Origin of the sequence: Nonomuraea guangzhouensis (assembly GCF_019396345.1) — a bacterium.
Classification (GTDB): domain Bacteria; phylum Actinomycetota; class Actinomycetes; order Streptosporangiales; family Streptosporangiaceae; genus Nonomuraea; species Nonomuraea guangzhouensis.
The window spans coordinates 410,333-435,277 of sequence record NZ_JAHKRM010000006.1; the positions used below are offsets into that span (position 1 = coordinate 410,333).

The window sequence follows — 24,945 nt, forward strand, 5'->3', positions numbered from 1 at the left end:
CCACAGGGGCGGCCTATGTTCCGCCGTGGTCGGGGTCGATCACGGTCACTTACGACCGGCCCGACGCCCAGATCAGCGCCCTCACGCGCCGCCATCCTTGCGATTCCCAAGCCGACAACGCGGGTGCACTCCGATCGACCGCTCGGCTCTCAAAGCGGCGCTCCCGGCGATTGATGGCTCTATCAGCGACTATGCGAACCTCTATGCCATGCACATCAGATCCGGTACCAAAGACGACGCCGAGCAGATCGCAGAGCTTCACACCCGTAGCTGGCTGACGGCCTATGCCGAGATCATGCCCCCCAGCTACTTGAATGAGTCGCTGCTCAAGGAGCGCAACGTCATGTGGAGCACCCGGCTCGCCACCGTCGCCTCGGAACCGGATCACACCCGCTGCCTGCTCGTTGCCGTCGATGGCGACGCCCTCCTGGGTTTCGCCTATCTCGCCGTCGGAGCCGATGAACGCATCTTGCTCGACAACCTGCATGTCCAGCCCGAGCGAAAGCAGTCCGGCATCGGCCGCCAACTCGTGTACCACTCCTTTGGCTGGGCCGCCGAGCGACACCCTGGCAAGACGGTCTATCTGGAGGTGCTGCGCGACAACACCGCCGCGATCACCTTCTACCGGCGTCTCGACGGCCGTTCCACCAAAGAGTTCATGGAACGCTTCCCCACAGGGTTCGAACTACCTGTCGTCGAGTACGCATGGGATCCTGACGCCGTCCGAATCCTTGCCGGCAATCTTTCCACTACCGATCGGAACTGGGACACAGTGGTCGCCCGTATCGGGTCGGCTGCGGAGAAGGCCGTCAGGCCGGGACCGTGATCGTCTTGTGCTCGACGTACTCGGTCAGGCCGACGGCCCCGTACTCGCGCCCGGTGCCGCTCGTCTTGTAGCCGCCGAACGGGCCGTCGAAGCCGATGGGCGCGCTGTTGACGGTGAAGGTGCCGGTCCGGATCCGGCGGGCGATCTCCAGGCCGTGCTCTACGTTCGCCGTCCACACGCCGCCGCTGAGGCCGTACTCGGAGTCGTTGGCGATACGTACGGCGTCGTCCTCGTCCTCGAAGGGGATCACCACCAGGACGGGACCGAAGATCTCCTCGCGCGCGATCCGCATGCTGTTGTCGACGTCGGCGAACAGGGTCGGCTTGACGTAGTTGCCCTGCTCCAGCCCGGCCGGCGATTCGGGTCCTCCGGTGACCAGCCGGGCGCCTTCCTCGATGCCGAGCCGGATGTAGGACCGTACGCGCTCCTGCTGTTCGGCGCGGACCAGCGGACCGATGAAGGTGTCCTCCTCGGACGGATCGCCGACTTTCAGCCCGTCGAGGAGGTCCTTGAGGGCGGTCACCACCTCGTCGTACCGGCTCCGCGGCGCCAGCACCCGGGTCTGTGCGATGCACGCCTCTCCGTTGTTCGCCAGCGAGGAGAATCGCAACGCGGGCACAGCCTCGTTCAGGTCCGCGTCGGGCAGAATGATCGCCGCGGACTTGCCGCCCAGCTCCAGGCTGACCCGCTTGAGCTGCCGGCCCGCGACGGCCGCGATGGAGCGGCCCGCGCCGGTCGAACCGGTGAAGGCCACTTTGTCGACGCCGGGATGCTCGACCAGGTACTCGCTGGTCCCCCTGTCGGCCGGCAGGATGCTGACCACGCCCTCAGGCAGCCCCGACTCGTCGAAGAGGTCGGCCAGCAGCATCATGCTCAGGGAGTTCTCCGGTGCGGCCTTCAGGACCACGGTGTTGCCCGCGAGCAGCGCCGGGATCATCTTCGCCAGCGCCGCCGAGAACGGCGAGTTCCACGGTATGACGGCGGCCACGACTCCGATGGCCTCGCGGCGTACGACGCTGCGGAAGGCGGCGTCAGGGACGGAGGAGTCGAGCGTCTCCTCCCAGCCGAACTCGCGGGCGGCCTTGAGGTAGCCGAGCGCCTGCCGCGTCAGGCCGCCCTGGCCCGCCCGGTTGAACCACAGCGGATTGCCGCGCTCGCTGGTGATCAGCCTCGCGACTTCCTCGGCACGCGCCTCGCGCAGCTTGGTGAGACCTACGATCAGGTCCTGGCGCTGCTCCGGGGTCGTCTGCCGCCAGGGTCCCTCATCGAAGGCCGTCCGTGCCGCCGCGACCGCGCGGTCGACGTCGGCCGGCTGGGCCTGGACGGACCGGCCGACGAGCGACTGGTCGTGGGGGGAACGGATGTCGAGCGGGGTGGTGTCGCTCGGGTCGGTCCAGAGACCGCCGATGTAGAGCTTGTCGCGCACGATCATGATGCTGTCTTCCTTCTCTCTGTTCTGTCGGGTGGGGGCTGTAGCCCGGTCATGGGCGGACCATGCGGGCGACCTCTGTGCTGGTGAAGTCGGGCAGCCCGTCGTGGTCCGTGGACAGGCTCAGGTCGCGCCAGGCGGCGTCCTCGGTCGCTCGTGCCGCCGCGATCCGCGGTGCCAGCCACACCGCGTCCGAGCCGAGCAGCAGCCGGGCCGGCGGGTTGGGCTCGGCGGTCAGGCGCAGGACGGCTTCGGCGATCTTCGCCGGGTCACCGCGCTGCACGTCCGGGTTGCGCTGGTACGTCCGGGCGAAGCGCCCGACGGTCGGCTCGTACTCCACCTGCCAGCCCTTGGCCGGAAGCGGCCGCTGCGCCCTCGCTGTCCGGATACCTCCCGGCTCCAGGACGGTCGCGTGGATCCCGATCGGAGCGAGCTCGCGGGCGAGGATCTCAAAGAAGCCACCGACCGCCCAGGCCGTTGTCTGGTACGCGGCCAGCCCAGGCTGCGCCCGCCGTCCCCCGATCGTGGAAATCTGGATGAAGTGTCCAGAGCGGCGCGGACGAATTGTCATACCGCCCGATCGACGGTGGGGCCGTCGGTCAGGTCGAGCTCTGTGGTGAGCAGGCGTCCAGCGGAATCGCCGGTGAGCGCGGTTGCCTTCAGCTCGGAGAGTCCGTCGGCGTCGATGTCGGCGGCCAGGACGTCATGCCCGGCCGCCAAGGCGGTGCCGGCCAGGTGCCGTCCGAGACCTCCGGCGGCACCGGCGATGAACCATGTCTTCCTCACGTCATAAACGCTACGTCAGTGTGACAGTTAGCGCAACAAGCGTCATGCTAGTGTGTCTCTACAGAAGGTGGGCGGCCGACTTCCGCCTTCTCCGTAGCATCCTGGAACAACGGAAGGTGCTCGCCGCCATGAGAGCCGACGCAGCCCGCAACCTGGACGCAGTCCTGCAGACGGGGGCACGGCTGCTCGCCCAAGACCCGGCGACGACCATGGCCGCGATCGCCACGGAGGCCGGAGTCGACCGGCGCACGGTCTATCGCCGGTTCGCGAACAGGGAAGCGCTTCTGTCCGCTGTCTACAAGGCGAAGCTCGACGCCTCCGAGGCGGTCCTGGACGCGGCACGCCTGACGGAAGCGCCGGTCGCGATCGCGCTGCACGGATACGTCGAGTTGATCATCCCGGTCAGTCGGCGCTGGCCGTTGGATATTCGGCGGATGATGAAGGAAGACCCTGAGGCCGAACAGCGGGCCGAGGCGCAGCGTGGGCGGCTGGAGGCGTTTCTCCGGCGGGCGGCTGACGAGGGGTTGATCCGGCGGGACCTGCCCCCCGGGTGGGCGATGGCACTGCTGGGCAGCATGGTCGACAACATGGCCCACGTATTCATCGACATCGAACCAGGTCCGGCCGCCGACCTCGTGGTGACCTCGTTCCTTCACGGCACCGGATAAAGGCACTTGGTCGCCGAGCGCGATAGCTTTCATGAATGAGCGAAGGGCCGCCGAAAAGGAATGCCGTCATCATTCCTGGAGGAATGTACGGACACGTCACATCGCTCCGCGACCACACGAAATTCTCGTAGCGCCAATTCCACGAGGTCGCTCGGCACGAGAACAGCTCCTTCTTGGGGCGTGCGCAGGCCGCCAATCCCTGCCCTTTTGGGCTGGGGGTAGTTCCTCCCGAGAGAGTAGTTGGCCGGGGTCATCAACGATCAGATGTGATCGGGTCCGGGTAAGGTAGGTGCATGCTTTGACGCCTGCCCGGTGATCGGGCGCCTCCTTTATCTCCTTCGTTCGTCGCAGATCGACCCTGGCCCCACGAAGGAGATGCCTTTCATGAACACGTCGACCTCCATCGGCGTTCCCGACCTGTTTGCCGCGTCTTATGGCGCGAACGGTGCCGAGGCGCGCGCTTGGCTCGCCGATTTGCCGCGCCTCGGCGGCGAGTTCCTGGACCGCTGGCGGCTGCGGCCGGACGGTCCGGCCGCGTACGGCATGGCCTCGCTGGTCCTGCCCGTACTTCAGTCCGACCGGACACCCGCCGTCCTCAAGCTTCAGCAGCTCCGGGAGGAGACCGCCGGCACCGCCGCCGGGCTGCGGGCGTGGCAAGGCGACGGCATTGTGCGCCTGCTCGACTATGACCAGCAAAGCGGCACGCAGTTGCTGGAACGCCTGGACGCGGCCCGGCCGCTGTCGGCGGTGGCCGACGCTGATGCGGCCATGCAGATCCTGGCCGAGCTGATGGCCCGCTTGACCTCGGTTCCTGCCCCAAGGGATCTGCGACGGTTGTCTGACATCGCCGTGGCCATGCTCGAGCAGGTCTCGCAGGCCGTGTCGGCGCTGCGTGACCCGGGCGAGCAGCGGCTGGTGCGCACCTGCGCGTCCGCTGTGGCCGAGTTGGCCGGCGAGTCTGGCGATCGCCTGTTGCATTGGGATCTGCACTACGACAACGTCCTGGCCGGGGAACGCGAACCCTGGCTGGCCATCGACCCTGAACCGCTGGCCGGCGATCCGGGGTTCGAGCTGCTACCGGCACTGGACAACCGGTGGGAGGAGGTGGCGGCCAGCGGTGATGTGGCGCGCGCGGTGCTGCGCCGCTTCGACCTGCTGACCGAGGTCCTCGGTCTCGACCGGAGGCGGGCAGTCGGCTGGAGTCTCGGCCGCGTGCTGCAGAACGCACTGTGGGACATCGAGGACGGCAAGGCCACGCTCGAACCTGCCCAGGTCGCCATCGCTATGGCACTGCTGCGTCGGCGAGAATGAAGACGGGGACAGCTTGCCAGCCCTGCGTCATGTGCCTTTCCCCAAGATCCCGGTTGCGTCGAGCGCTGCCGTCGCCGCCAATGGCAACTGCTGCGCGGCGAGCTGGAGCAGGCGGCCAGGGAGGCATTGTCTTTGGGGAGTTGTACGGCGGCCGCTATCCACACGCCGACGTTGCGCCGGTGCCTGGGATCAGCGCGTACCTGAGAGAGGCCGTCCGAGCGATGTGCCACGAGTGAGAGCAGCTGGTCGTCAGTGGCAAACCCACGGCGGCCAGAACCGAAAACACGTTGCAGGAGAAGACTGAGACGCGGAACGCTTCCGGCGTGAAGATGCACGACAACCAGCTGGCAGTGTCACCGGAGACCGTACGCACCTTGGTGGATGAGCAGTTCCCTGAGTGGCGGAGCCTTCCCATCACAGGCATCGCTTCCCATGGGACGGTCAACGCCATCTTTCGCATCGGCGACCGCTTCGCGGCTCGGTTCCCTCTGCAGGCCGGGCACCTCGACGTGACGCGGCGCTGGCTGGAGTCCGAAGCGGAAGCAGCCCGCGAGCTGGCGGGTCGTACGCGGTTCAGCACGCCCGAGCCGGTCGCGCTCGGCGAACCCGGCGCGGGATACCCACTTCCGTGGTCGGTGCAGACCTGGCTGCCCGGCGTCGTGGCCACCGATGAGGACCCGGGCGAATCTGTCGCGTTCGCCCACGACCTGGCCGATCTCATCAATGACCTGCGCACCATCGACACGCGTGGCCGTACGTTCGCCGGCAACGGCCGGGGAGGCGACCTTCAATCCCACGACGCATGGATGGAGACCTGTTTCCAGCACAGCGAACAGCTCCTGGACGTTCGGCGTCTTCGCCAGATGTGGAAACATCTTCGAAGTCTGCCGCGCGAAGACGCCGACATGATGACCCACAGTGATCTCATCCCCGGCAACGTGCTTGTGTCCGCTGGGCGGCTGGCCGGGATTCTCGACGTCGGCGGCTTCGGACCGGCCGACCCTGCGCTGGATCTCGTGAGTGCCTGGCATCTGCTCGAGGCCGGGCCGCGGCAGGTCCTCCGCCTGGACCTCGAGTGCGACGACCTCGAATGGGAGCGAGGCAAGGCGTGGGCGTTCGTGCAGGCGATGGGGCTCGTCTGGTACTACCTCGAAACCAACCCGGTCATGAGCCGGATGGGACGATGCACCCTGGAACGCATCCAGGCCGACGAATCGCCCGCTTGAGCTTGAACGATCCTGATTGGCGCGCCCGTGTCAAAGCCGCGGCACGCGAGGGCGGGTTCCCAGCTGCTGAGAGATGCGCAGTAGGTAGCCGTCCGGGTCCTGCACCGCGAACTGCCGCACGCCCACGGCGTCGACGGCGCGGTCGTACCAGCGATCTTCCAACGGCAGCCACATCTCGTAGCCGGCGGCGAGCAGCGTGGTGTGAATCTGGTCCACGTCATCCACTTCGACGGTGAGGTTGATCCCACGGCCGTAGGGATGGTCCAGTTCCGCGCGCGGGTAGAGACGGTCCTGGCTCCACGGCTGCTCCAGCATCAGGTCCGCTCCACCGCCGCGTTCCAGGTAAGCAAATCGTTCCTGGGGACGTTCGTAGCGGATCGTGAAGCCCAGCAGGCGGTAGAAGGCCAGGCTGGCGTGGATGTCGGAGCAGATCAGTTCAGGAACGAGTCGCGACATTTCATCACTCCTCTCGAGGGAAGTTGGCGTTCCCGCCGTTCGGGAATGGAGGAAGTCAACCCATCAGGAGGCTGGTGAGCGGAGATCGTACATCGGCCGGGTACAGGTTCACCTGCTCGAACTCGCCTGCGGTTACCCATCGGAGCTCGAAGCTGTTGTCCGGCCCATGTGCCGCGGCCTCTTCACCTGAGAGCACAGGGACGCCGCTCACCCCAGTGACCAGAAAATAGAAGGCGGGACGTCCGTTATGCGCGCTCGTCCACAGCAACCGATCGATCTCTCCCGTCAGGGTGGTCTCTTCTCGCAGCTCACGGAGCGCCGCGACCTCTGCTGATTCACCAGCTTCGACATGCCCGCCGGGCAGGACGGCGTAGTCATGTCCGGGACATTGAGGACCTTGCCACTCGGCGGCCTCACACATGACGCAGCCCACGCCGGGGCTATGCCGCAGGAACCGCTTGATGATCAAGACTCGGTCGCCGTCAACGACAATGGCAGCGGCTCGGGGGATCGGCATGAGCTAGATCATAAGTCGGGTTCGGTTAACGAGTTCCGTCACTGCGGTCCGCCGTATACCGGCCATGTGCGGCTGGAGGGCGGAGGCGCCGCCTGCCCAGTGCGACCGGTCGGTGTTCACGCCGAGTCGGCCGGCCGACTCGGGCCTGTAGTGCGCGCAACGACTCGGCCACCACCTCCGGGCACTCCTCGTGCAGAAGGTGACCCGCCGACGGGACCACTCGGACCGTGAGGTCGTCGGCGTACCGCTCGCCGCCCGGCAGCAGGTCCGGCGGTATCACCGGGTCCTGCGCGCCGCCCAGGATCACCGTGGGCACGGCCAGCCGGAGGCGGCGGTGCGTGCCGAGGAGCAGGGCCGGAATGTCGCGCAGCACGTACTGCCAGAACATCGACTGTCCCGCGTGCGCCGACACGGCGGTCGCGGCGGCGAACTCGTCGAGGTCGACGGTACGCCACGACGACGGATCCGCGACGCCGTACCTCAGCAGGAACCGCGCGAACCCCGGCCGGCGCCGCAGTATCCACCGGCCCAGCACCGGATACTCGACCACCGCGGTGAACCACATCCGCCACAGGTTCCGCAGCACGGACAGGTGCCGCGGCCATGGATGGACCATGTTCAGCGCCAGGTACGCGCCGACCCGCTCAGGGGCGCGCAAGCACAGCCGGAAGCCGACCTGCGCGCCCCAGTCGTGCGCGACCAGGACAACCCGGTCGAGGCCCAGTTCGTCCAGCAGGGCCAGCACGTCACGGCCCAGTCCTTCGATGTCGTAGCCGCGCCTGGTCTGCTGCGACCAGCCGAAGCCCCGCAGGTCCACGCAGATCAGCCGGTGGCCGGGGAGCAGCGGTACGAGTTTGCGCCACGCGAACCAGTGCTGCGGGAAGCCGTGCAGCAGGAGCACGGGGTCACCGCCGCCGGACTCGTCCCCGAACTCGGCGACATGCAGCCGCACGCCGCGAACCTCCACCCACCGGTGCCGAACCCCGGCAGTCCCGGCCATCTGCGGCATCGGCCGCTCAGTTCGCAGCTCCATGACGGCACCTCTCTTCTCGCGCAGGCAGGCTTGGCCGCCCGCATCCATCCATCGAGAGGCGGGCCGACGCGCGGAGGTTCCCCCGGGCAGATGTGTTCCATGTCACCGGAACCTTCCGCGCCCTCGCCCCCTCCTCCAGCCGGACACCCGTAACGCCGTCGTGGAGGTCGCGTTGAACCTGGACCCTGGAAGACCCGTGCCATGCCCACCCAGGCTGTAATGGTGCGCATGCCCGCGCCCGAGACCAGTCACCAGTCCGGGCCGGCTGCGCGTACCCGCGCGCTCGTGCGGGCCGCGCAGCGCGATGACGCGCTGGCCATGCAGGAATTGCTGGCCCTCCTCAGCCCGTACGTGGGGCGGCTCGCGGGTCCGATCGCCCTCGAAGACGGCCCCGACGCCACCCAGGAGGCACTCATCGTCATCTTCACCAGCCTGAAGCAGCTCAGGGAACCGGACGCGCTGTTCGGCTGGGCACGGGCCATCACGGTTCGCGAAGCCGTACGGATCGCCCGTAAGGCCGGTCGGGCACGGCCCGCCGAGCTCAAGGACATGCCCGCGCCCGGCGATCCGCAGCTGTCCGCCGACATCCGTGACGTGTTGGACCGGCTCTCGCCTGAGCACCGTGCCGTGCTGACCCTGCGCGAGCTGGAGGGCCTCGACGAGCGGGCCGTCGGCGAACTGCTCGCCGTACCGCCGGGCACCGTCAAGTCCAGACTGTTCCGCGCCCGGCGCAGCTTCAGGAAGGAGTGGGATCGATGACCTGGCCCATCGCCGAGATCGACGACGTCGCGCGGCTGCGGGTCCTCGCCGCCGCCCAGCCCAGCGCCGTGTTCGCGGACGGGCTCGTCGACGCCCCCTTCGAAACCGTGTGGGCGGTAGCCGCCGACTTGGAGCGGGAGCTGCCCGTCCTGTTGCCGGACGTGCGCTCCCTGCGGCTGACGGCGGCCGACGGGGAGCGGCTGCGCGCCCGGGCGCGGGGGTACGGCGGGCTGCGCGCGCAGTTCGACATAGTGCTGAGGCCGGGCTGGTGCGTGATGCAGAGCAGGTTCCTGCTGGGTGGCATGGCGGCCGTCCGCGTGGGAGACCGGACCAGATTCGCCTTCCTTGGTGGCTTCCGGTTCCCTGGTGTCCGGTTGCTGCGCCCGGTCCTGACCCCGGTCGGCCGCGCCTACGCTCCGATGGTCCTCCGCAGGCTGCGCGACCGACTGGGGACGAGCTGATCGGGCTTGCCCGTTGCGCCGCTTCGCTCGCCACTCCAGTGTGGTCGACGTCCTATGCTCCTCCTATGCAAACCGGGCCCCTCATCGGTTCTGGCCGCACCGCGGACGTGTTCGCGATCAATGAGGCATGGGTCCTTCGCCGGTATCGGGACGGCCGAGATGCGTCGGCCGAGGCTTCGGTGATGTCGTACCTCTTCAATAAGGGCTATCCGGTCCCGCGCGTCGCCCCCAACGCCGGCAGCGAATTGACTATGGAACGGTTGCACGGCCAGACCATGGTTGAGGCGCTCCAACAAGGGACGATCACTCCACAAGAAGCGGGCGCGATCCTTGCGCGACTGCTGCATCGTCTCCACGCTCTCCCAGCGCGAATCTCGACCGATCCAGCGGATCGCGTTCTCCACCTCGACCTGCACCCGGACAACGTGATACTGACCGCCACTGAGCCAATGGTGATCGACTGGTGCAACACTACGGAGGGTGCCCCGGCACTGGACTGGGGGATATCCGCGCTGATCCTGGCGGAGGTCGCAGTAAGCCTGCGGATGGAAGCACTCGTGGCTCGCACCATCCTGGTATCCCTGCTCAGTCACGTCGAGCAATCAATCGACCTCACAAGAGCTTTGGAAATACGTAGCGCCAACCCAACTCTGAGTCAGAGCGAAAAACGACTTCTCCAGGAAGCCGTGGCGCTGGTCAGATCCCTGCATCCGCCATCGGCCACGTGACGATCCGCGTGTCCGTACCAGAACGCCCCAGGCGCCGGTGAGCGGTGCCCAGGGGCGGTGCGAGACGGTACTGGCGGTCTCGGCCGAGTGCTCCTCGTTATCCGAACTGGCCGGGCTGGTAGTCGCCGGCGGGCTGCTGGATGATGACGTTCACTCGGTTGAAGGCGTTGATGAGGGCGATGAGGGACACCAGGGCGGCGAGCTGGTCCTCGTCGTAGTGCTTGGCGGCGTTCGCCCAGGCCTCGTCCGTGACGCCGCCGGCCGCGTCGGCGATGCGGGTGCCCTGCTCCGCCAACTCCAGGGCGGCGCGCTCGGCGTCGGTGAACACCGTGGCCTCCCGCCAGGCCGCGACCAGGTTGAGGCGTACCGAGGTCTCGCCGGCGTGCGCGGCGTCCTTGGTGTGCATGTCGGTGCAGAAGCCGCAGCCGTTGATCTGACTGGCGCGGATCTTCACCAGTTCCTGCGTCGCGGCGGGCAGGGTCGAGCCCGAGAGGACCTTGTCCGCCGAGATGATGTGCTTCAGGAACTTGCCTGCGGTCGCGTTGCCGAAGACGTTCAGACGTGCATCCATGGTGGCTCCTCTGCCGTTTCCCGGTGGTTACACGTCTCAGACGGAACAGCTCGGCGAGACGTGACAGGAACGAATGTGACGTGCGTCTCCCTTCCCGCACAGCGGGCGAGCATCGTTCACGAGATTGTTTGGGAAGGATGGGGCGGCATCGGGCAAGAAGAGATGTTGGCCTGATCCGGGAGCCGTTGAGTGATCCTTGCCCCTGACACGTTCGAAGCGGTGTTCGATGCTCATTACGAGGAGATCCGCCGCTATATCGCCAGCCGGATCGGCCTGGACATGGCGGAGGACCTCGCGGCCGATACCTTCCTTATCGCGTTCCAGCAGCGCGAACTGTTCGATGCCTCGCTGGGTGGTATGCGGCCGTGGTTGTACGGCATCGCGACAAATCTCATCAACCGGCACCGGCGCGCGGAGCTGCGCCGGTACCGCGCGCTGGCCAGGTCCGGGCCTCCGCCTGACGACGTGGGGCACGACGAGCGCGTGGTGGATCGGCTCGCAGCCGGGGTGGCGGTGGACCGGCTCGCCCAGGCGCTGGCGAAACTCTCGCCTGGCGAACGTGACGCGGTCCTGCTCGTGGCCTACGGAGCGCTGAGCTATCCCGAGGTGGCGGCCGCGCTGGGAGTCGCTGAGGGGACGGTCGCATCGCGGCTGAGCAGGGCCAGGACGAAGCTGCGCAACACGCTGGGGGTGGAGGTGTGATGAGGGAGTTCCAGTTCATCGAAGAGGTGATGCCGGCTGTCCCACCTGCCTCGCCTGAGCAGATCGCCGCTGTACGAGCCCGTGTCATGAGCGCGGCGTCGAACTCCGGTGGCGCCTTGCGTTCGAGAACCTTGCCTTCGAGAGTCTTGCGTTCGAGAAGGGCGGGACGCGTTCGCCGACCGGTCGGCGCCCAGCGAATCACCCACGGCCTGATAGGTACGGTGCTGGCCGCGGTGGCCGTCGTCCTCGTGATCACGGTCGTGATGGTCGCGATGCCCCGGCCGAGTGAGCAGGCAGCCGTGACCTCCCCTAGGCAGGTGCTCGATGCGGCAGCCGACAGGCTCGCCGCCCAGCAGCCGGCCACGGGCCGCTACTGGTGGTTGAAAACCCAGGTACTCATGCGGACCAAAGACGCCGAGGTCTCCATGGTCGAGATACGTGGCGACGACGTGTTGGTCATCGGACGTGACGGCCACCGGTACACCTGGTACGAAACCGTGTCGACCAGACCCTACGGCTCGGCGGCGACGCGGGCGTGGAAACGGGCCGGATCGCACAAGCTATGCCCAGGGCGCGGTTGCGACTCCAACAACCGCTTCTATGCGAGCCGGTCGCTCGACCAAGCGCTGAAGCTCGCGAACGGCCACGACCTGACGCTCAAGGATCTCCTTGACCTGCCGAAGGAGGCCACCGCGTTGCGAACTCGGCTGCTGGCGGGCTACTCGCCCAACTCCGATCTGAGCCGGGAGCAGTGGCTGATGGAAGTGGGCATCAAGCTTGTCACGGAGACCCCGGCCACTCCTGGGACGCGTGCGGCGGGTTACCGGATGCTGGCCGCACTGCCAGGCGTAAGCGTGACGGAACGGGTAACTGACGTGATCGGCCGTCAAGGGGTGGTCCTGCAGCTTCCCACCCCGCAGGGTGTTGTCCAGACCCAGCTTGTCATCGACAAGGAGAGCGGAGAGCCGCTTGCCGTCCAGGGAGTAGGTCCCATGCCCGGCCTGCCCGAGGGCACAGCGGTTGATGTCAGGATCATCAAAATGGCGGGCTGGACCGATACGCGCCCTGTGGTGCCACCGGGCTGCCGCCCTGGATGCGAAGGCACGTACTGAAGCGTTGCCGGTTTCCGAAGGTGGCACTCGCGAGCAGGCTTTCCTGGACGCGCCTGGCTCGCGCGCGGGATCTCACGGCGCCACCTCATCCGCCGTGGCGGTTCCCGACGAATACTTCAAGGAAGCGCTCAACGGCTTGGGCGGAGTCGCGGTGCTCTTACCTGGAGGATGTGTGAAGGAAAGACTGTGGAGGCTCGGCCTTGCCTTTGTGGCGGTGCTGGTCCTGGGGTTGGTCGCTCTGACGGTGGTGATCGCCGTACCTGAGTCACTGCCGTATGTGCTCGTCGCCGTGGTGACCATTCTCGTGGTGGGCTCCATTCTCTTCGACCGCTTGGCCCTGTCCGACCCGGAGCCCCCCGACCTGCCGCCGCGATCGGCTCACGATGTGCAGATGGAACAACGTCGTCGCGATCCCTGGTGACGCGTAGCCCCGATGCTGCGTGGGCAGATTGGTGAGGGCGATGGCGGGCGCGCGGCCGCACCGCCCTCATTGCGACTTTGCCCACCAGAATCACTGACACAGTGCCTGCGATCGCCGACCAAATCACTGATCTTGACGCTGGACTACAGCGGTGCCAGCATCCGGTTACTATGACCACCGATCCTTCAGTTGCCAACGGGCAGATCTATAAGCCCCTCGCCTCCGCTCTCACTTTGCTGAGCGTGGCATTTATGATCATGCCGGTTCGCCGCGTCGTGATCGAGGTAAGCGAGTTCGGCCTGCGGCAGCTTTTCGTTCCGGTGGTCATCCTGGTCGGGCTGCCCGTACTCGGAGCGCTGGTTGGATCCTTCTTGAGGTTTCGGGGTCCAGGCGGCAGATTCCTCGGAATCACGTTGGGGATCTTTGTTGCCAGTCTGCTTTTGCTGGTGCTACTCGCCTACTGGTGGATTTACTCCATCACCGCCGGCCTCTGATCCGGTTCCATTGCGATCCGACGCAGTCCTCACGATCGCCAGAGGCGGCTGATCTCAGCTCGTGGTCGGGGTCGGTCGTCCACGGCGTGTCGTGCCGCATCGCGCCTCCGATTAGCATGATCACCATGCATCGCAGTCGTGTCTACGCCCTCCTGATCGACACCCCCACGCAGGAGGCCGAGGCGGCGGCCGCCTTCTGGGCCGCGGCGCTGGGGGCCACGGCTCGCACGTTGCCTTCCGAGGAGCAGTTCATCACCCTGCACGGCGCCTTGCCCGAGCCCGGCCCGCTCGTGGCCGTGCAGTCGGTCGACGACGCGCCCCGCTTCCACGTGGACATCGAGACCGACGACGTCGAGGCGGAGACCCGGCGCCTGCTCGCCCTGGGCGCGAGTGAGGTGGCGCGGTGGCAGGAATGCCGCACTCTGCGCGTCCCCGGCGGGCATCTCATGTGCGTGCTGCCTGTGGAGAGTGACCGCGAGGTGTTCGAGTCCGAGGCCAAGACCTGGCCCTGAGCCTCCCGCTGGTGGACCAGGCGGGCGGGGGCCGGAGTGGTGGCGTATCGCTTGTCTCTCAGCTGCCACAATTTGGACATGTTCGTTGTCACAGTGACCTACACAGCAGCACTGGATGAAGTGGATCAGTGGCGGCCGGCCCACGGCGACTGGCTGAACGATCTCATTTCACGGCGGCTGTTTCTCGTTGCCGGGCGCCGGGTTCCCTTGACCGGCGGCGTCTATTTCGCCTCGGAGATGCCCGCCGAAGAGCTCGACTCCATTCTCGCCACCGATCCATATGTCCTCAGGGGCGTCGCCACACACAGCGTCGTGGAGTTCACGCCCTTGCTGGTCGCAACCGGCCTGGAGAGTCTCAAGGGTTAGAGGAGATCGTGGCCTCGTTCCCTGATGATCGTGTCGGTGATGGCGCTGAACGCCAAGACCCTGGCGGACACCGTCGAGGATCTGTCGGAGCTGTTCCGGGCTGACGAGGTCGAACCGGTGGCCTGGTACGGCGTTGGGCTCTTCGCAGCCGAGGCTTGATTTCCTGCCGCTGAATAATCGAGTGGCCCACGGGCCCCAACCCTCATTACCGTGACCAGGTGCTGAGCTATGACGTGCTCGTCGAGCAAGCCATCCAGGCATCCGTCCGTGGCTGGGACTTCAGCTGGCTGCGCGGCCGAGTGAGCGGTGGAGATCCGTCGTGGGCGTACACCGAGCGGGCCCTGTCGCTGCTTCCAACGGCGCAGCGCGTGCTTGACCTGGATACCGGCGGTGGTGAGGTCCTGGCCTCCTTGTCTCCACTTCCGCGTGCCACGGTCGCCATGGAGGCATGGCGACCCAACATCGCCATAGCCCGCGAGCGGCTGAGGCCGTTGAGGGTGCCGGTGCTGGGCGGGAGCGCCGAGCACATTCCCGTACGCGAGGCCACCTTCGACCTCGTGCTCAACAGGCACGGTGCGCTGAACGCGGCCGAAGTCGCCCGAGTTCTCGTTCCTCATGGCCGGCTGCTCACGCAGCAAGTCGGCAGCCGTAATGGCTTGGACCTGAACGTCGCCCTGGGTGCTCCGCCCCCGACCGATCCGGAGAGCTGGACATTGGCCGTCGCGGTCGACCGCCTCCGCCACTGCGGGCTGCACGTGCTGGACGCGCGCGAGGAGATGGTCGAGTACGTCTTTCACGACATCGGTGCGGTCGTCTTCCAGTTACGTGCCGTTCCTTGGCAAGTTCGCGACTTCGATCGCGACCGCTATGACCGGTCGTTACGTGCTCTCCATGAGCGCATCTGTTCCGAGGGTGCTTTCACTGCTCGCGATCACCGCTTCCTCATCGAAGCCGAACTGCCCAGTCGCCTCCTTCCGTCTTCCTAAGCCGCCCATCAGCGCGATCTTCCCTCGCTAGCATCGGTCGAAGTAACGGAGGGACGTGAAGGGGACACATGGAGTCGGAAGCACGGTTCACGCTTCTCGGACCGGTGTCGGTCCACGGGCCTGACGGGCCGATCGCGCTGGGCTCGCCGAAGCAGCGGACCGTGCTGGCCGCGCTCCTGCTCAACGCGGACCACACGGTGTCGGACGACCGGCTCGTCGCTCTGGTCTGGGGCGAGCGGGCGCCGCGCACGGCTGTCGCGCGCTTGCAGGTGTACGTACACGAGCTGCGGGCGCTGGTCGGCAAGGAGCGCATCAGCCGCGTCGGCGCCGGCTACCGCATCCACACCGGCGCGGACGAGGTCGACCTGCGGCTGTTCGAGCGCTACAGAACAGCCGCGCGCGCCGACGCCGAGGAGGGGCGGCCCGCCGACGCCGTGGCGCGGCTGCGTGCAGGGGCGGGACTGTGGTGCGGGCCCGCGCTGGCGGGGACCAGCGCCACGCTCATCGACCAGGAACGCCCGGGCCTCGAGGACCGGCGGATCTGCGCCCTGGAGGAGTTGTACGACGCGGAGCTGGCGTCCGGGCGGCACGCCGAGATTCTCGGCGAACTTCACGCCGCGGTGGTCGAACACCCACTGCGCGAGCAGCTACTGGGACAGCTCATGCTGGCACTGCACCGGTGCGAACGTCGCGCCGAAGCGCTGGCCGTGTACCGGGACGCGAGACAGCGGCTGGTCGACGAACTGGGCATTGAGCCCGGCCGGCCCCTGCGCGAGTTGCACCAGCGGCTCTTGGAGGATGAAACGGACCTCCCGCGGGCACAGCCGCCGCAGCGCGGACCGTTGGCACCCCTTGTCGCGCGGCCGGCCGAGTTACCCAGGGACGTGCCCGGGTTCGCCGCTCGCGAGGCGGAGCTGGCGTGGCTGGATGAGTGCCTGGGCGGCGGCGACGGTGTGTGCGTGCTGAGCGGCACCGCGGGCATGGGCAAGACGGCCCTCGCGTTGCACTGGGCACACCGGGCCAAGGAGCGCTTTCTCGACGGCCAGCTCTACATCGACCTTCGCGGTTATGATCCGGACCACGAGCCGCTGACCACGACAGCCGCGCTGACCCGGCTGCTGGTCTCGCTCGGCGTCGATCCCGAACGGGTGCCGGGCGGGTTCGAGACCCAGCTCGGTGTCTACCGCTCGCTGCTGGCGGGGCACTCGTTCCTGCTGGTCCTGGACAACGCCCGCTCGGCGGCCCAGATCGAGCAGCTCCTGCCCCCGACCGGCGTGACGCTCGTGACCAGCAGGCACCGGCTCGGCGAACTGGTGGCGTACGCGGGTGTCAGGCAGCACTCGCTCGGCCCGCTCATCGACGAGGACGGCCGGGCGCTGCTGGACGGCGTACTCGGGCCGGCGGACGACCCGGCCGAGTCGGACGCGCGCGGTGAGCTGGTCCGTGTGTGCGGCGGGCTGCCGCTCGCGCTGCGCATCGCCGCCGCGAACGCCGCCACCCGGCCCGAGGGCGGCACCACGGCGGTCGCGGCGGAGCTGGCCGCCGGCAGTCTGCTGGCAGGACTGACCGTGGACGGTACCGAGCACAACGCCATCACCATCGCCTTCTCCGCCTCCTACCGCGTGCTCGCCCCCGTCGAGCAGCGGGTCTTCCGTCTGCTCGGACTCGTGCCCGGCCCGGATGTCACCGTGGCGGCCGCGGCGGCGGTCACCGGCCTGTCTCCGGACACGGCGCGTGCCTCGCTCAAGAGCCTGGCCGCGGCACACCTGCTCGAACATCACCTCACCGATCGCTACCGCTTCCATGACCTCGTCCGGCTCTACGCCGTGGCGGAGGCCGGGCGCGACCCCGAATGTGAGTCGGCATGGCACCGCCTGTTCGACCACTACCTGGAACTGGGCGCCACCATCGCCGCCCAGTGCGCGCCCGGCGAGTTCCTGCTCCCCGGTCCCCAGCCGCACACGGACGCCCATGTTCCCGAGGCGGCCGACGTCATCAATCTGATGGCCGCGCTGACGCACGCGATCGAGCGCGAGCCCGGCCCGGGGGTCTGGCGTCTGGCCGACATGGTTCGCGCCATCTGTGCCCGTACCGGGCGCATCGGTGAGTGGATGGAGATCGCGCCGACCCTGCTGGCGGCCGCCTCCGCCCACGATGTGCCGGCCGTGACCGCCATGCTGCACACCGGCATGGGCGAAGGCCTCTTTCGGATCGGCCGCCGTGAGGAGGCCGTCGGGCACCTGGAACAGGCCGTCCGCATCGCCCGCGACAGCGGCGAGCGCAAGGGCGAGGCGGCGGCCCGGATGGGGCTGAGCTTCGCGCACGCGTGGACCGGCCGCCTCACCGAAGCCATGGCCGACAACGTACGAGCCACGCAGCTCTTCGGCGAGCTCGGCTCGGTGCCCGGGCACATCCTGGCCCTCAACGCGCTCGGCAACCAGTACCACCAGCTGGGCCGGCTCATCCTGGCCGAGGAACACTGCAGGCAGGCGCTCACGTTGAGCCGGCGCCACAATCTGTCCCACGCCGAAGGAGCCAGCCTGCGGGAGCTGGGTGCCGTACTCCTCGACCAGGGCTGGTACGGCGAAGCGGAGACCTGCCTTCGGCAGTCGGTCGCCCTGATCGTCTCGATAGGCGGCCACGGCGCGGCCACGTCGCAGATCTGGATCAGCCGGCTGCACTGGGAGAACGGCCGGTGGGCGCAGTCGCGGGACGAGGCGCTGCGCGCGCTCGACGTATGCCACAGCCAGGGCGACCGGCTGGTGGAGGCGGCGGCGCTGGTCGCCCTTGCCGATGCAGGAATCCGCCTCGGCCTGACGACAGAGGCCTCTGACAGTCTCGACCTGGCCGAAGAGCTCATCAACGCAGGTGGCCTGCCGTGGCATCGGGCGTACGGGCTGCTCGCCCGTGCCCGGCTGCACGACGCCCGGGGCGACCACGACGGCGCCCTCCGCCACGCGCTGCGGGGCTATGCCATCGCGTCCGAGAGCGAGTACCGGCTGCCGGAGCTGGCCGCCCTGACGGAACTGGCCGGGCTGGAACAGCGGCGCGGCAACCGCGAGGCGGCGGCGCGCAAGGCCGACCAGGCCTTGCGACTGTGCCGGCAGATCGGACACGCACCATGTGCGGAGAAGCTTGCGCCGCTGCTGGTGGACGCGCTGTAAGGACCTACAGGCGACTGCGGGTTACTTCAGGACCCAGAGCGCCCAGAACGGGCTGTCCCATTCGCATTCCCAGTATTCCTGGTCCCCGGAATACTTGAAGCCCGCCTTCTGACACTGCGCGTAGGTCTTGTGGACACTCTTGATGTGGCCGGCCTTGGTCGTCACCACGTCCGCGCTCGCGGAGGGCGCGGTGCCGAGCGTCGCGGTCATCGTCAGGGCGGCCGCTGCGACCACCGCACTCATGATCTTGTTCTTCATGGAGAAAAGTGTCGCAGCCAGGGCTTCCGTATCTCTTCTCCTTCGCTCGCCCATCAGTGCGGAGCCGGAACCGGAACGGAAGAGGAACGGAAGGGCGGTCTCGTAGCATCCTCCGAATCCGCCCGCCGGCCGGGGCCCATTTCGGCCGATGCGGCGGAAACAAACGGAGGTACACACAGGATGAAGATCGGAACACGGCGCATCGCCAAGGGGCTGGCGATCACGCTGGCGACGGCAACCGCGGGCATCGTCCTCGCGTCGGGCCCGGCCAACGCATGGCCGAAGATCGTCTTGACCTATCCCTACACTTCCGCAGGGGCCAGGAAGTGCTCGATCGACCTCAAGACCGCGCCATCGGGCTACTTCTGCGGCCGGATTTACAACCCCAACCGCTGGGCTCTCATGACCTACTAGGGGGCGGTCGTGTAACCACGGGGTGTTCGCAATCCCTCTTTCTCTCTCTGATCGTGTCTTTCCATCGGGGGCAGGGAGAGGAAGAGGGGCGGTCTCGCCAGGCTGCCGCGAATTCTCTGTTCAGCTACCCTTTGGGCCGTGAATCAGAACGGTAGCGTCGAAGACCCCGAGCAGGCTCTGACCCGGCTCGGGGGAGATTCCTCCCGCGTGACCTTGCGCCGCCTCACCATCGACGATCAAGACGAGTTCATCGAGTTGGTGCGTGCCAGCGCCGACCTGCACCATCCGTATATGTCCTTGCCCAGCACACCGCAGGAGTTCCGCGACTTCCTCGGGAAGTTCGAGGATCCTCTGTCCGCTGAAGGCCTACTGGTCTGTATGCGTGACACCGGTGCCGCCGCGGGCAACATCAACATCAACAGCATCATCCGGGGGCGGTTCCAGTCCGCCGCACTGGGCTATGCGGCCTTCGCCCCCGCCGCCGGCCGAGGGTACATGTCGGAGGGACTCGGCCTGGTGCTGCGCTACGCGTTCGAGCACTTGCGCCTTCACCGGCTGGAAGCCCAGATCCAGCCCGACAACCACGCTTCTCTGAAACTGGTTCAGCGCCACGGGTTCCGCTCCGAGGGTTACGCGCCCGACTTGCTGTTCATCGATGGCGCCTGGCGGGACCACGAGCGGTGGGTCATCACCAACAGCATGGCCGGCATGGTTCCGAGCGCGCCACATCCAAGCCAGCCTGTCCGTTGAAGTCAGAATGAGCCTCTGTCGCTGATGAGCTTCGAATACAGATACATGTCCCGACGCTCACCCCCCACCTCCTGCCAACTACGCAAGAGCCCCTCGCGAACGAACCCCGCCCGCTCGGCGGCCCTCCACGACGGCGCGTTCCACGGCTCCACATGTAACTGCAGCCGGGGAATCCTCAGCCGTTCCAGGCCCCAGGACGAGATCGCCCGCAAGGCCGTGCCCGCGACCCCCTGGCCCCGGGCCGACTTCGCGACCCAGTAACCCAGCGACGCCCGGCCAAGAGCGCCCGGCCACAACCCGATCTGGCCCACGGCTCGGTCGTCGCCGGCGTTCGCGATCGCGAAGGAGTAGCCGACTCCGTCGGCGGCCTTGCTCCACTGGCGCCGGATGAAGGCGGAGCCCTCCGCGTCCGAGTAATTCGGCGGCACTCCGGTGATCAGAGGGATGTAGGCGTCTTCGGAAGCCTCGCGCACCACCGCGACATCATCCAGCCGCCATGGGCGAAGCAGGAATTTCTCGCCGGCCGGGAGTTCGGGAACGACGAGCGGGTGGTCCATTCCCGCATCATGTCACCAGAGTTGATTTCCCGGCTCCCGGGGCGGAATGGCGGGTGCCGAATAGACTGCGGCGATGACCGCGTACCGGATCCTGGCGGTGGACGACGATCAGGCCATCCTGCGCTCGCTCCGACGTGGCCTGCGGCTGGAGGGCTTCGCCGTGGATACCGCCGAAACGGGGCGGCAGGCGCTGGAGCGGGTGGATGACCGGCCCGATGCGATCATCCTCGACGTGTCTATGCCGGAAATGTCGGGCATTGAGGTGTGCAGCCGGTTGCGTGGGGCTGGGTCGCAGGTGCCGGTGTTGATGTTGTCGGCCATGGATGAGGTGGCCGACCGTAAGGCCGGGCTGGCGGTGGGCGCCGACGACTATGTCGTCAAGCCGTTCGATCTGGGTGAGCTGGTGCTCCGCCTGCGCGCTCTGTTACGCCGTGCCGGATCTGCCCCGGGGGCGGTGGTGCGCGTCGGAGCGCTGGTCATCGAGCCTGAGGCGCGCCGGGTCACGATGCGCGGGCGTGCGGTGGAGGTGACGCGGCGGGAGTTCGACCTGCTGGAGGTGCTGGCGCGGAACGCGGGCATCGTGCTGTCCCGGTCGGTGCTGCTGGAGCGCGTCTGGGGCTATGACTTCGAGGTGACCGGCAACGCGGTGGACACGTTCGTCGGGTACCTACGGCGCAAGCTGGAAGCGGATGGCGAGCCGCGCATGCTGCACACGGTGCGCGGGGTGGGGTTCGTGCTGCGGGAAGCGCGGCCGTGAAGCTGTCCACCCGGTTCGCGCTCTGCCTCGCTGTCGCCGTTCCGCTGCTGGTCGCGCTGGCGGGGCTGGTCTTGCTCGGACTGGTCTCGCAGGACCTGCGCGCTGAGCGAGACGACCAGCTCACGGCGCGGCTGCGGGCGCTGACCCCGATGGCGGCGACGTTCGCGTGGCGGACCCGCGTGCTGCCCGCCATCCCGCCCGACCTCCTTCAGCAGCGGCTGGTCACGGCCGCCAGCGCGGGCGGGGTCTGCGTCGTGGAGAAGGGGGAGAAACTGCTGGTCATCGGGAAGGTTCCGGGTACCCTGCCGGTCGGCGCCGGGCCTGCCGACCATGTCGAGGGGGAGCGGAGCTGGCGGTTCGTGGCCGCCGACGTGGGGCGGCGGGGGACCGCGCGGCTGATCCTCTTCGAGCCGGCGGAGCGCCTCAGCGACCAGATCGCGTTGCTCGGCAAGCGGCTGGTGTCCGTCACGCTGGTCGCGGCCGGGGTGGGCGCGGTGGCCGGGTTGCTGCTGGGCAGGTTCGCGGTACGTCCGCTGTCGCTGCTGGGCAGCCAGGCACGTACGATCGGCAGCCGGCAACGGCCGCCACTCACGATCGACCCGCCGGCTCGTACGGGGCCGCTCGATACGGAGCCACGCCTGGCGACCACGGCAGGTGTCGCCGAGATCGACGAGCTGGCCCGCCTCCTGAACGATCTCCTGGACCGGCGCGACGCGGCCGTGACCCGTACCGGCGAGGCCCTGGAGACCGCCCGCGCCTTCGCGGCCACCGCCGCGCACGAGCTCCGCACCCCGCTCACCAGCATGGGCACCAACCTCACCCTCCTGGACCACCCCGAGCTGGGCCCCGCGGACCGTACCGAGATCATCGCCGACCTAGCCGCCGAACACGGCCGCATCCAGCGCCTCATCACGATGCTCCGCCGGCTCGCGCGCGGCGAACTGCTCGCCCCCGACGCCTTCGCGGACACCGACCTGAGCGAGATCGTCAACGACGCGGTCAAGGACGCGCGGCACCGTCACCCGCACGCCACGATCAAGGCCTGTCTGGCGGACGGCGTGCGCGTACGCGGCTGGGCGGAGGGGCTGCGCATGGTCGCCGACAACCTGCTCGACAACGCCGCCATCCACGGCGCCGACGGGTCCGGCCGGTCGGCGATCAGCGTGACCCTGGACGTGGGGGAGGAGGTCGTCCTCGCCGTTCAGGACGCGGGCTCGGGGGTGGTGCCGCAGGACCGCGATGCGATGTTCGCCCGTTTCCGCCGCCGCGCCGACAGCCCGGGCTCCGGGCTCGGCCTCACGCTGGTGCGGCAGCAGGCGACGCTCCACGGCGGCACCGCAACGCTGAGCGCCTCCCTTGACGGTCCGGGAACGCGCGCCGAAGTACGTCTTCCCCTGACCGGCCGGCAAGCGCCGGGAGCCGCGCGGTCCTGGCTGGAATAGCCCGCCCGCCTGCCAGAGATCTGCCAAGAAGCGTTGTCACCATGTCTCGCATGATCACGCCAAGACTGGGTGCCGCCCTCATGGCCGCCGCCACCCTCCTCGTCACGTCTCCGCAGCACGCCGCGGCAGCCACCCCGCCGGTGACACCCGACTGCGCATGGGAGGTCAAGGTCTCCGCCGACACGCGCAACGTCTTCTACCCCGACTCCGCCGCCACGTACTGGGTGCTGCCGTTCACCGTGCAGGAGGGGTTACGGATCACGCTGGCCGGTCAGTACCCCGACAGCCGGTACGCCTCGATCCAGGTGTACAAGGAGGGCGGCGGCCTGTTCGAGACGAACGGCGTCCCCTCGTCGCTCACCGACCACCGCATCCAGCCGGACACGGGCAACGTCAACCCCTGGCAACAGCAGGCGTCCCCCGGCGGCCACTTCACGCTCACGGTGGCAGCCGACGCGGCTCCTGGGCAGGTCAACACGCTGCCGCTGGCCCCGTCCGGCACCCCGGAAGGGGCCAAGGGGAACATCGTCTACCGCGTCTACCTCCCCGCCGACGGGGACTTCAGCCAGGTGCGACTCCCCGCCGTCACCTTCGAGCGCGACGGCGTCACGCAGCCCGTGCCCACCTGCGACGATCCGCAGCCCACGACCAGCTCTGTCGCACCACCGGCGAAAAGCATGGCCGCGGCCGCGCCCGCGTTCGCCCGCGCGGACCTCGCCGACCGTCCGACCGGCGGCTTCCCGAACGGAGACTCCGCCTACCTCTACGCCGACGTCACCCCACCCGTCGGCCGCCAGGTCGTCGTCATCCGCGGCAAGGCCCCGCACAACGCCCAGGGCTCGCACCCGGCCCCCTGGCCGGCCGCCGGCAAGGACGTGCGCTACTGGTCGATGTGTACGAACCTGACCCTGCCCCCGTACCAGGTCGTGGTGAACCCGCTGCCCGACGGCACGTCCGACTACGGATGCCGCGCCGACGACCACACCGGGCTCGACTCCGACGGCCGCTACAGCTACGTGGTCGGCGCGGAGTCGCAGCGGCAGGCGATCGAGCAGGTGCCCGGGGTGACGTTCCTGCCGTTCTCGACCGCCCGGCCCGCGGCGACGCATCGGATCATCCTCCGCAACATGGTGGTGGACGCCGGCTTCGCCGAGGCCGTGCAGAACGTGCCGGAGGACGGCGATCCCGCCTCCGCCGCGGCCGTCATGGGCGAGTACTACCCGGTCACGAAGGTCTGCTCACTGGCCGCGCTCACCTCGGAGGGACCCGCGGACTGCTGAGTCACGGGCGGACGATGTTATCGTGACGGCGCACGAGGTGCCGCGTCGGAACGCTTCGTGTGTCACGGCTGTGGCTCCCAGGGCGCGCTCAGGCTAGTTGCTGCAAACGCAGAGGAGCGCTGTGTCCACCTTGGTGATCGGAGCCCGCGGCAGCGTCGGGCGCCATGTCGTCGATCAACTGCTGGCCGCCGGGGAATCGGTGCGCGCGTCGGTGCGCGACCTGGCGTCGGCGGACCTGCCCGCAGAGGTGTCCGTTGTCGTCGCGGACCTCACCCGGCCCGACACGCTGAAGGCCGCGTTGGACGGGGTCCGGAAGGTGTTCCTGTACGCGCCCGTCGGAGGCACCGGTGCTTTCATCGGTGCCGCTCGGGAGGCTGATCTCGAACGCATCGTGCTGCTGTCCTCGGGAAGCGTCTTGCTGCCGTACGCGGCGGGAAACGCGATAGCCGAAGAGCATCGGTCGGTCGAGCGGGCACTGGATGGTTCGGGTCTGCCCTGGACGCCGATCCGCCCGTTGGTTCTGGCGAACAACGCGCTGAACTGGGCCCACTCGATCCGCACCGAAGGCATCGTCCGGCTGGTCCATCCCGAGGCGGTGATGGCCCCCATCCATGAACGCGACATCGCCGCCGTCGCGGTCGCGGCCCTGGTGGGGGAGGCCGGTGAAGAAGCCGGCGCCTTGCTGACCGGTTCCGAGCTGCTGTCCCAGCGGCGTCAGGTCGAGTTGATCGGCGCGGCGATCGACAAGAACCTCCAGATCGAGGAGTTGTCGGAATCAGCGGCACGTGACCGTTTCGGTCAGTTCGAGAAGCCGTACATCGTCGACGCGATCCTCGAGTTCATCAAGGCGGCGGCGAACGGAGGATCACCGGCGACCGGAACGGTGGAACAGGTGCTCAGGCGACCCGCCGTACCGTTCGCGCAGTGGGCACGAGAGCACGCTGCCGACTTCCGCTGAC

31 protein-coding genes are annotated in these 24,945 nt (G+C 68.1%); 22 read left to right on the top strand and 9 right to left on the bottom strand.

What is annotated here, in order from left to right; genetic code table 11:
* Positions 1-208 precede the first annotated feature (208 nt).
* Positions 209-826 carry a GNAT family N-acetyltransferase gene (locus KME78_RS14945; RefSeq protein ID WP_219529455.1) on the top strand — a complete coding sequence of 206 codons (618 nt, stop codon included), beginning with the start codon at positions 209-211 and terminating at the stop codon, positions 824-826.
* Here the strand turns inward: KME78_RS14945 and KME78_RS14950 are convergent.
* From KME78_RS14950 to KME78_RS14960, 3 genes are read right to left on the bottom strand one after another with little or no spacing between them, the layout of a single operon-like run.
* A complete protein-coding gene (locus KME78_RS14950; RefSeq protein WP_219529456.1) occupies positions 810-2,258 on the bottom strand; it encodes an aldehyde dehydrogenase in 1,449 nt (482 codons plus the stop codon). The two genes, KME78_RS14945 and KME78_RS14950, sit on opposite strands and share 17 nt — an antisense overlap.
* Positions 2,259-2,307: 49 nt before the next feature.
* Positions 2,308-2,826 carry an SDR family NAD(P)-dependent oxidoreductase gene (locus KME78_RS14955; RefSeq protein ID WP_219529457.1) on the bottom strand — a complete coding sequence of 173 codons (519 nt, stop codon included), beginning with the start codon at positions 2,824-2,826 and terminating at the stop codon, positions 2,308-2,310.
* Entirely contained in the window at positions 2,823-3,041 is a 219-nt protein-coding gene (locus KME78_RS14960; RefSeq protein WP_219529458.1) for an SDR family oxidoreductase, read from the bottom strand. The genes KME78_RS14955 and KME78_RS14960 overlap by 4 nt, the downstream gene beginning before the upstream one ends.
* A gap of 128 nt (positions 3,042-3,169) precedes the next feature.
* Between KME78_RS14960 and KME78_RS14965 the strand changes: the two genes are divergently transcribed.
* The 3 genes from KME78_RS14965 (at position 3,170) to KME78_RS14975 (ending at position 6,246) form a co-directional block, all read left to right on the top strand.
* Positions 3,170-3,709, top strand: a complete 540-nt coding sequence (locus KME78_RS14965) for a TetR/AcrR family transcriptional regulator (protein ID WP_219529459.1) — start codon at positions 3,170-3,172, stop codon at positions 3,707-3,709.
* A 384-nt stretch (positions 3,710-4,093) separates the two neighbouring features.
* On the top strand, positions 4,094-5,020 hold the full coding sequence (locus KME78_RS14970; protein WP_219529460.1) for an aminoglycoside phosphotransferase family protein: 927 nt from the start codon (positions 4,094-4,096) through the stop codon (positions 5,018-5,020).
* A gap of 377 nt (positions 5,021-5,397) precedes the next feature.
* Positions 5,398-6,246: an aminoglycoside phosphotransferase family protein gene (locus KME78_RS14975; protein WP_308126960.1), complete on the top strand. Its 849-nt coding sequence runs from the start codon at positions 5,398-5,400 to the stop codon at positions 6,244-6,246.
* Between the two features lie 30 nt (positions 6,247-6,276).
* Here the strand turns inward: KME78_RS14975 and KME78_RS14980 are convergent, their stop codons facing one another.
* From KME78_RS14980 to KME78_RS14990, 3 genes are read right to left on the bottom strand one after another with little or no spacing between them, the layout of a single operon-like run.
* Positions 6,277-6,702, bottom strand: a complete 426-nt coding sequence (locus tag KME78_RS14980; protein ID WP_219529463.1) for a bleomycin resistance protein — start codon at positions 6,700-6,702, stop codon at positions 6,277-6,279.
* A gap of 55 nt (positions 6,703-6,757) precedes the next feature.
* Complete coding sequence (locus KME78_RS14985; protein ID WP_219529464.1) at positions 6,758-7,219, bottom strand: NUDIX hydrolase; 462 nt, start codon at positions 7,217-7,219, stop codon at positions 6,758-6,760.
* 25 nt (positions 7,220-7,244) lie between these two features.
* Positions 7,245-8,252, bottom strand: coding sequence for an alpha/beta fold hydrolase (locus KME78_RS14990; protein ID WP_219529465.1), 1,008 nt, complete (start codon positions 8,250-8,252; stop codon positions 7,245-7,247).
* Positions 8,253-8,480: 228 nt separating this feature from the next.
* Here KME78_RS14990 and KME78_RS14995 point away from each other — a divergent pair, with 228 nt between their 5' ends.
* The 3 genes from KME78_RS14995 to KME78_RS15005 all read left to right on the top strand — a co-directional run bounded on the left by KME78_RS14995 (position 8,481) and on the right by KME78_RS15005 (position 10,200).
* Entirely contained in the window at positions 8,481-9,011 is a 531-nt protein-coding gene (locus tag KME78_RS14995) for an RNA polymerase sigma factor (protein ID WP_219529466.1), read from the top strand.
* Positions 9,008-9,472: an SRPBCC family protein gene (locus KME78_RS15000; protein WP_219529468.1), complete on the top strand. Its 465-nt coding sequence runs from the start codon at positions 9,008-9,010 to the stop codon at positions 9,470-9,472. Before KME78_RS14995 ends, KME78_RS15000 begins: the two co-directional genes overlap by 4 nt.
* A 65-nt stretch (positions 9,473-9,537) precedes the next feature.
* Entirely contained in the window at positions 9,538-10,200 is a 663-nt protein-coding gene (locus tag KME78_RS15005) for a phosphotransferase (protein ID WP_219529469.1), read from the top strand.
* A 97-nt stretch (positions 10,201-10,297) separates the two neighbouring features.
* On the opposite strand, the gene KME78_RS15010 is transcribed toward KME78_RS15005, so the two are convergent.
* Positions 10,298-10,771: a carboxymuconolactone decarboxylase family protein gene (locus KME78_RS15010; protein WP_219529471.1), complete on the bottom strand. Its 474-nt coding sequence runs from the start codon at positions 10,769-10,771 to the stop codon at positions 10,298-10,300.
* Between the two features lie 189 nt (positions 10,772-10,960).
* Here KME78_RS15010 and KME78_RS15015 point away from each other — a divergent pair, with 189 nt between their 5' ends.
* From KME78_RS15015 to KME78_RS15050, 9 genes are all read left to right on the top strand, one after another.
* A complete protein-coding gene (locus KME78_RS15015) occupies positions 10,961-11,473 on the top strand; it encodes an RNA polymerase sigma factor (RefSeq protein ID WP_219529473.1) in 513 nt (170 codons plus the stop codon).
* Positions 11,473-12,585: a CU044_5270 family protein gene (locus KME78_RS15020; RefSeq protein ID WP_219529474.1), complete on the top strand. Its 1,113-nt coding sequence runs from the start codon at positions 11,473-11,475 to the stop codon at positions 12,583-12,585. Before KME78_RS15015 ends, KME78_RS15020 begins: the two co-directional genes overlap by 1 nt.
* 94 nt (positions 12,586-12,679) lie before the next feature.
* A complete protein-coding gene (locus tag KME78_RS15025; protein WP_219529475.1) occupies positions 12,680-13,006 on the top strand; it encodes a hypothetical protein in 327 nt (108 codons plus the stop codon).
* A 170-nt stretch (positions 13,007-13,176) separates the two neighbouring features.
* Positions 13,177-13,500, top strand: coding sequence for a hypothetical protein (locus KME78_RS15030; protein WP_219529476.1), 324 nt, complete (start codon positions 13,177-13,179; stop codon positions 13,498-13,500).
* Between the two features lie 125 nt (positions 13,501-13,625).
* Positions 13,626-14,012: a VOC family protein gene (locus KME78_RS15035; protein WP_219529477.1), complete on the top strand. Its 387-nt coding sequence runs from the start codon at positions 13,626-13,628 to the stop codon at positions 14,010-14,012.
* A gap of 78 nt (positions 14,013-14,090) precedes the next feature.
* Complete coding sequence (locus KME78_RS15040) at positions 14,091-14,378, top strand: YciI family protein (protein ID WP_219529478.1); 288 nt, start codon at positions 14,091-14,093, stop codon at positions 14,376-14,378.
* Between the two features lie 24 nt (positions 14,379-14,402).
* Positions 14,403-14,537, top strand: coding sequence for a hypothetical protein (locus KME78_RS66140; RefSeq protein ID WP_281428726.1), 135 nt, complete (start codon positions 14,403-14,405; stop codon positions 14,535-14,537).
* A 59-nt stretch (positions 14,538-14,596) separates the two neighbouring features.
* On the top strand, positions 14,597-15,364 hold the full coding sequence (locus KME78_RS15045) for a class I SAM-dependent methyltransferase (RefSeq protein WP_219529479.1): 768 nt from the start codon (positions 14,597-14,599) through the stop codon (positions 15,362-15,364).
* A 68-nt stretch (positions 15,365-15,432) separates the two neighbouring features.
* Complete coding sequence (locus KME78_RS15050) at positions 15,433-18,528, top strand: AfsR/SARP family transcriptional regulator (RefSeq protein WP_219529480.1); 3,096 nt, start codon at positions 15,433-15,435, stop codon at positions 18,526-18,528.
* A gap of 21 nt (positions 18,529-18,549) precedes the next feature.
* Here KME78_RS15050 and KME78_RS15055 read toward each other — a convergent pair whose 3' ends face one another.
* Entirely contained in the window at positions 18,550-18,786 is a 237-nt protein-coding gene (locus KME78_RS15055) for a hypothetical protein (RefSeq protein ID WP_219529481.1), read from the bottom strand.
* Positions 18,787-18,966: 180 nt separating this feature from the next.
* Here KME78_RS15055 and KME78_RS15060 point away from each other — a divergent pair, with 180 nt between their 5' ends.
* Both KME78_RS15060 and KME78_RS15065 read left to right on the top strand, forming a co-directional pair.
* The gene (locus tag KME78_RS15060; protein WP_219529482.1) at positions 18,967-19,200 is read left to right on the top strand and encodes a hypothetical protein; all 234 of its coding nucleotides are present in this window, start codon (positions 18,967-18,969) and stop codon (positions 19,198-19,200) included.
* A gap of 138 nt (positions 19,201-19,338) precedes the next feature.
* The gene (locus tag KME78_RS15065) at positions 19,339-19,950 is read left to right on the top strand and encodes a GNAT family N-acetyltransferase (protein ID WP_308126951.1); all 612 of its coding nucleotides are present in this window, start codon (positions 19,339-19,341) and stop codon (positions 19,948-19,950) included.
* 2 nt (positions 19,951-19,952) lie between these two features.
* On the opposite strand, the gene KME78_RS15070 is transcribed toward KME78_RS15065, so the two are convergent.
* Entirely contained in the window at positions 19,953-20,507 is a 555-nt protein-coding gene (locus tag KME78_RS15070; protein ID WP_219529483.1) for a GNAT family N-acetyltransferase, read from the bottom strand.
* A 73-nt stretch (positions 20,508-20,580) separates the two neighbouring features.
* On the opposite strand from KME78_RS15070, the gene KME78_RS15075 reads away from it, so the two are divergent.
* The 4 genes from KME78_RS15075 to KME78_RS15090 all read left to right on the top strand — a co-directional run bounded on the left by KME78_RS15075 (position 20,581) and on the right by KME78_RS15090 (position 24,944).
* On the top strand, positions 20,581-21,264 hold the full coding sequence (locus tag KME78_RS15075) for a response regulator transcription factor (protein WP_219529484.1): 684 nt from the start codon (positions 20,581-20,583) through the stop codon (positions 21,262-21,264).
* Positions 21,261-22,706: a sensor histidine kinase gene (locus KME78_RS15080; RefSeq protein WP_219529485.1), complete on the top strand. Its 1,446-nt coding sequence runs from the start codon at positions 21,261-21,263 to the stop codon at positions 22,704-22,706. Before KME78_RS15075 ends, KME78_RS15080 begins: the two co-directional genes overlap by 4 nt.
* Before the next feature lie 50 nt (positions 22,707-22,756).
* On the top strand, positions 22,757-23,986 hold the full coding sequence (locus KME78_RS15085; protein ID WP_219529486.1) for a hypothetical protein: 1,230 nt from the start codon (positions 22,757-22,759) through the stop codon (positions 23,984-23,986).
* 121 nt (positions 23,987-24,107) lie between these two features.
* Entirely contained in the window at positions 24,108-24,944 is an 837-nt protein-coding gene (locus KME78_RS15090; RefSeq protein ID WP_219529487.1) for an SDR family oxidoreductase, read from the top strand.
* Position 24,945: the final 1 nt, after the last annotated feature.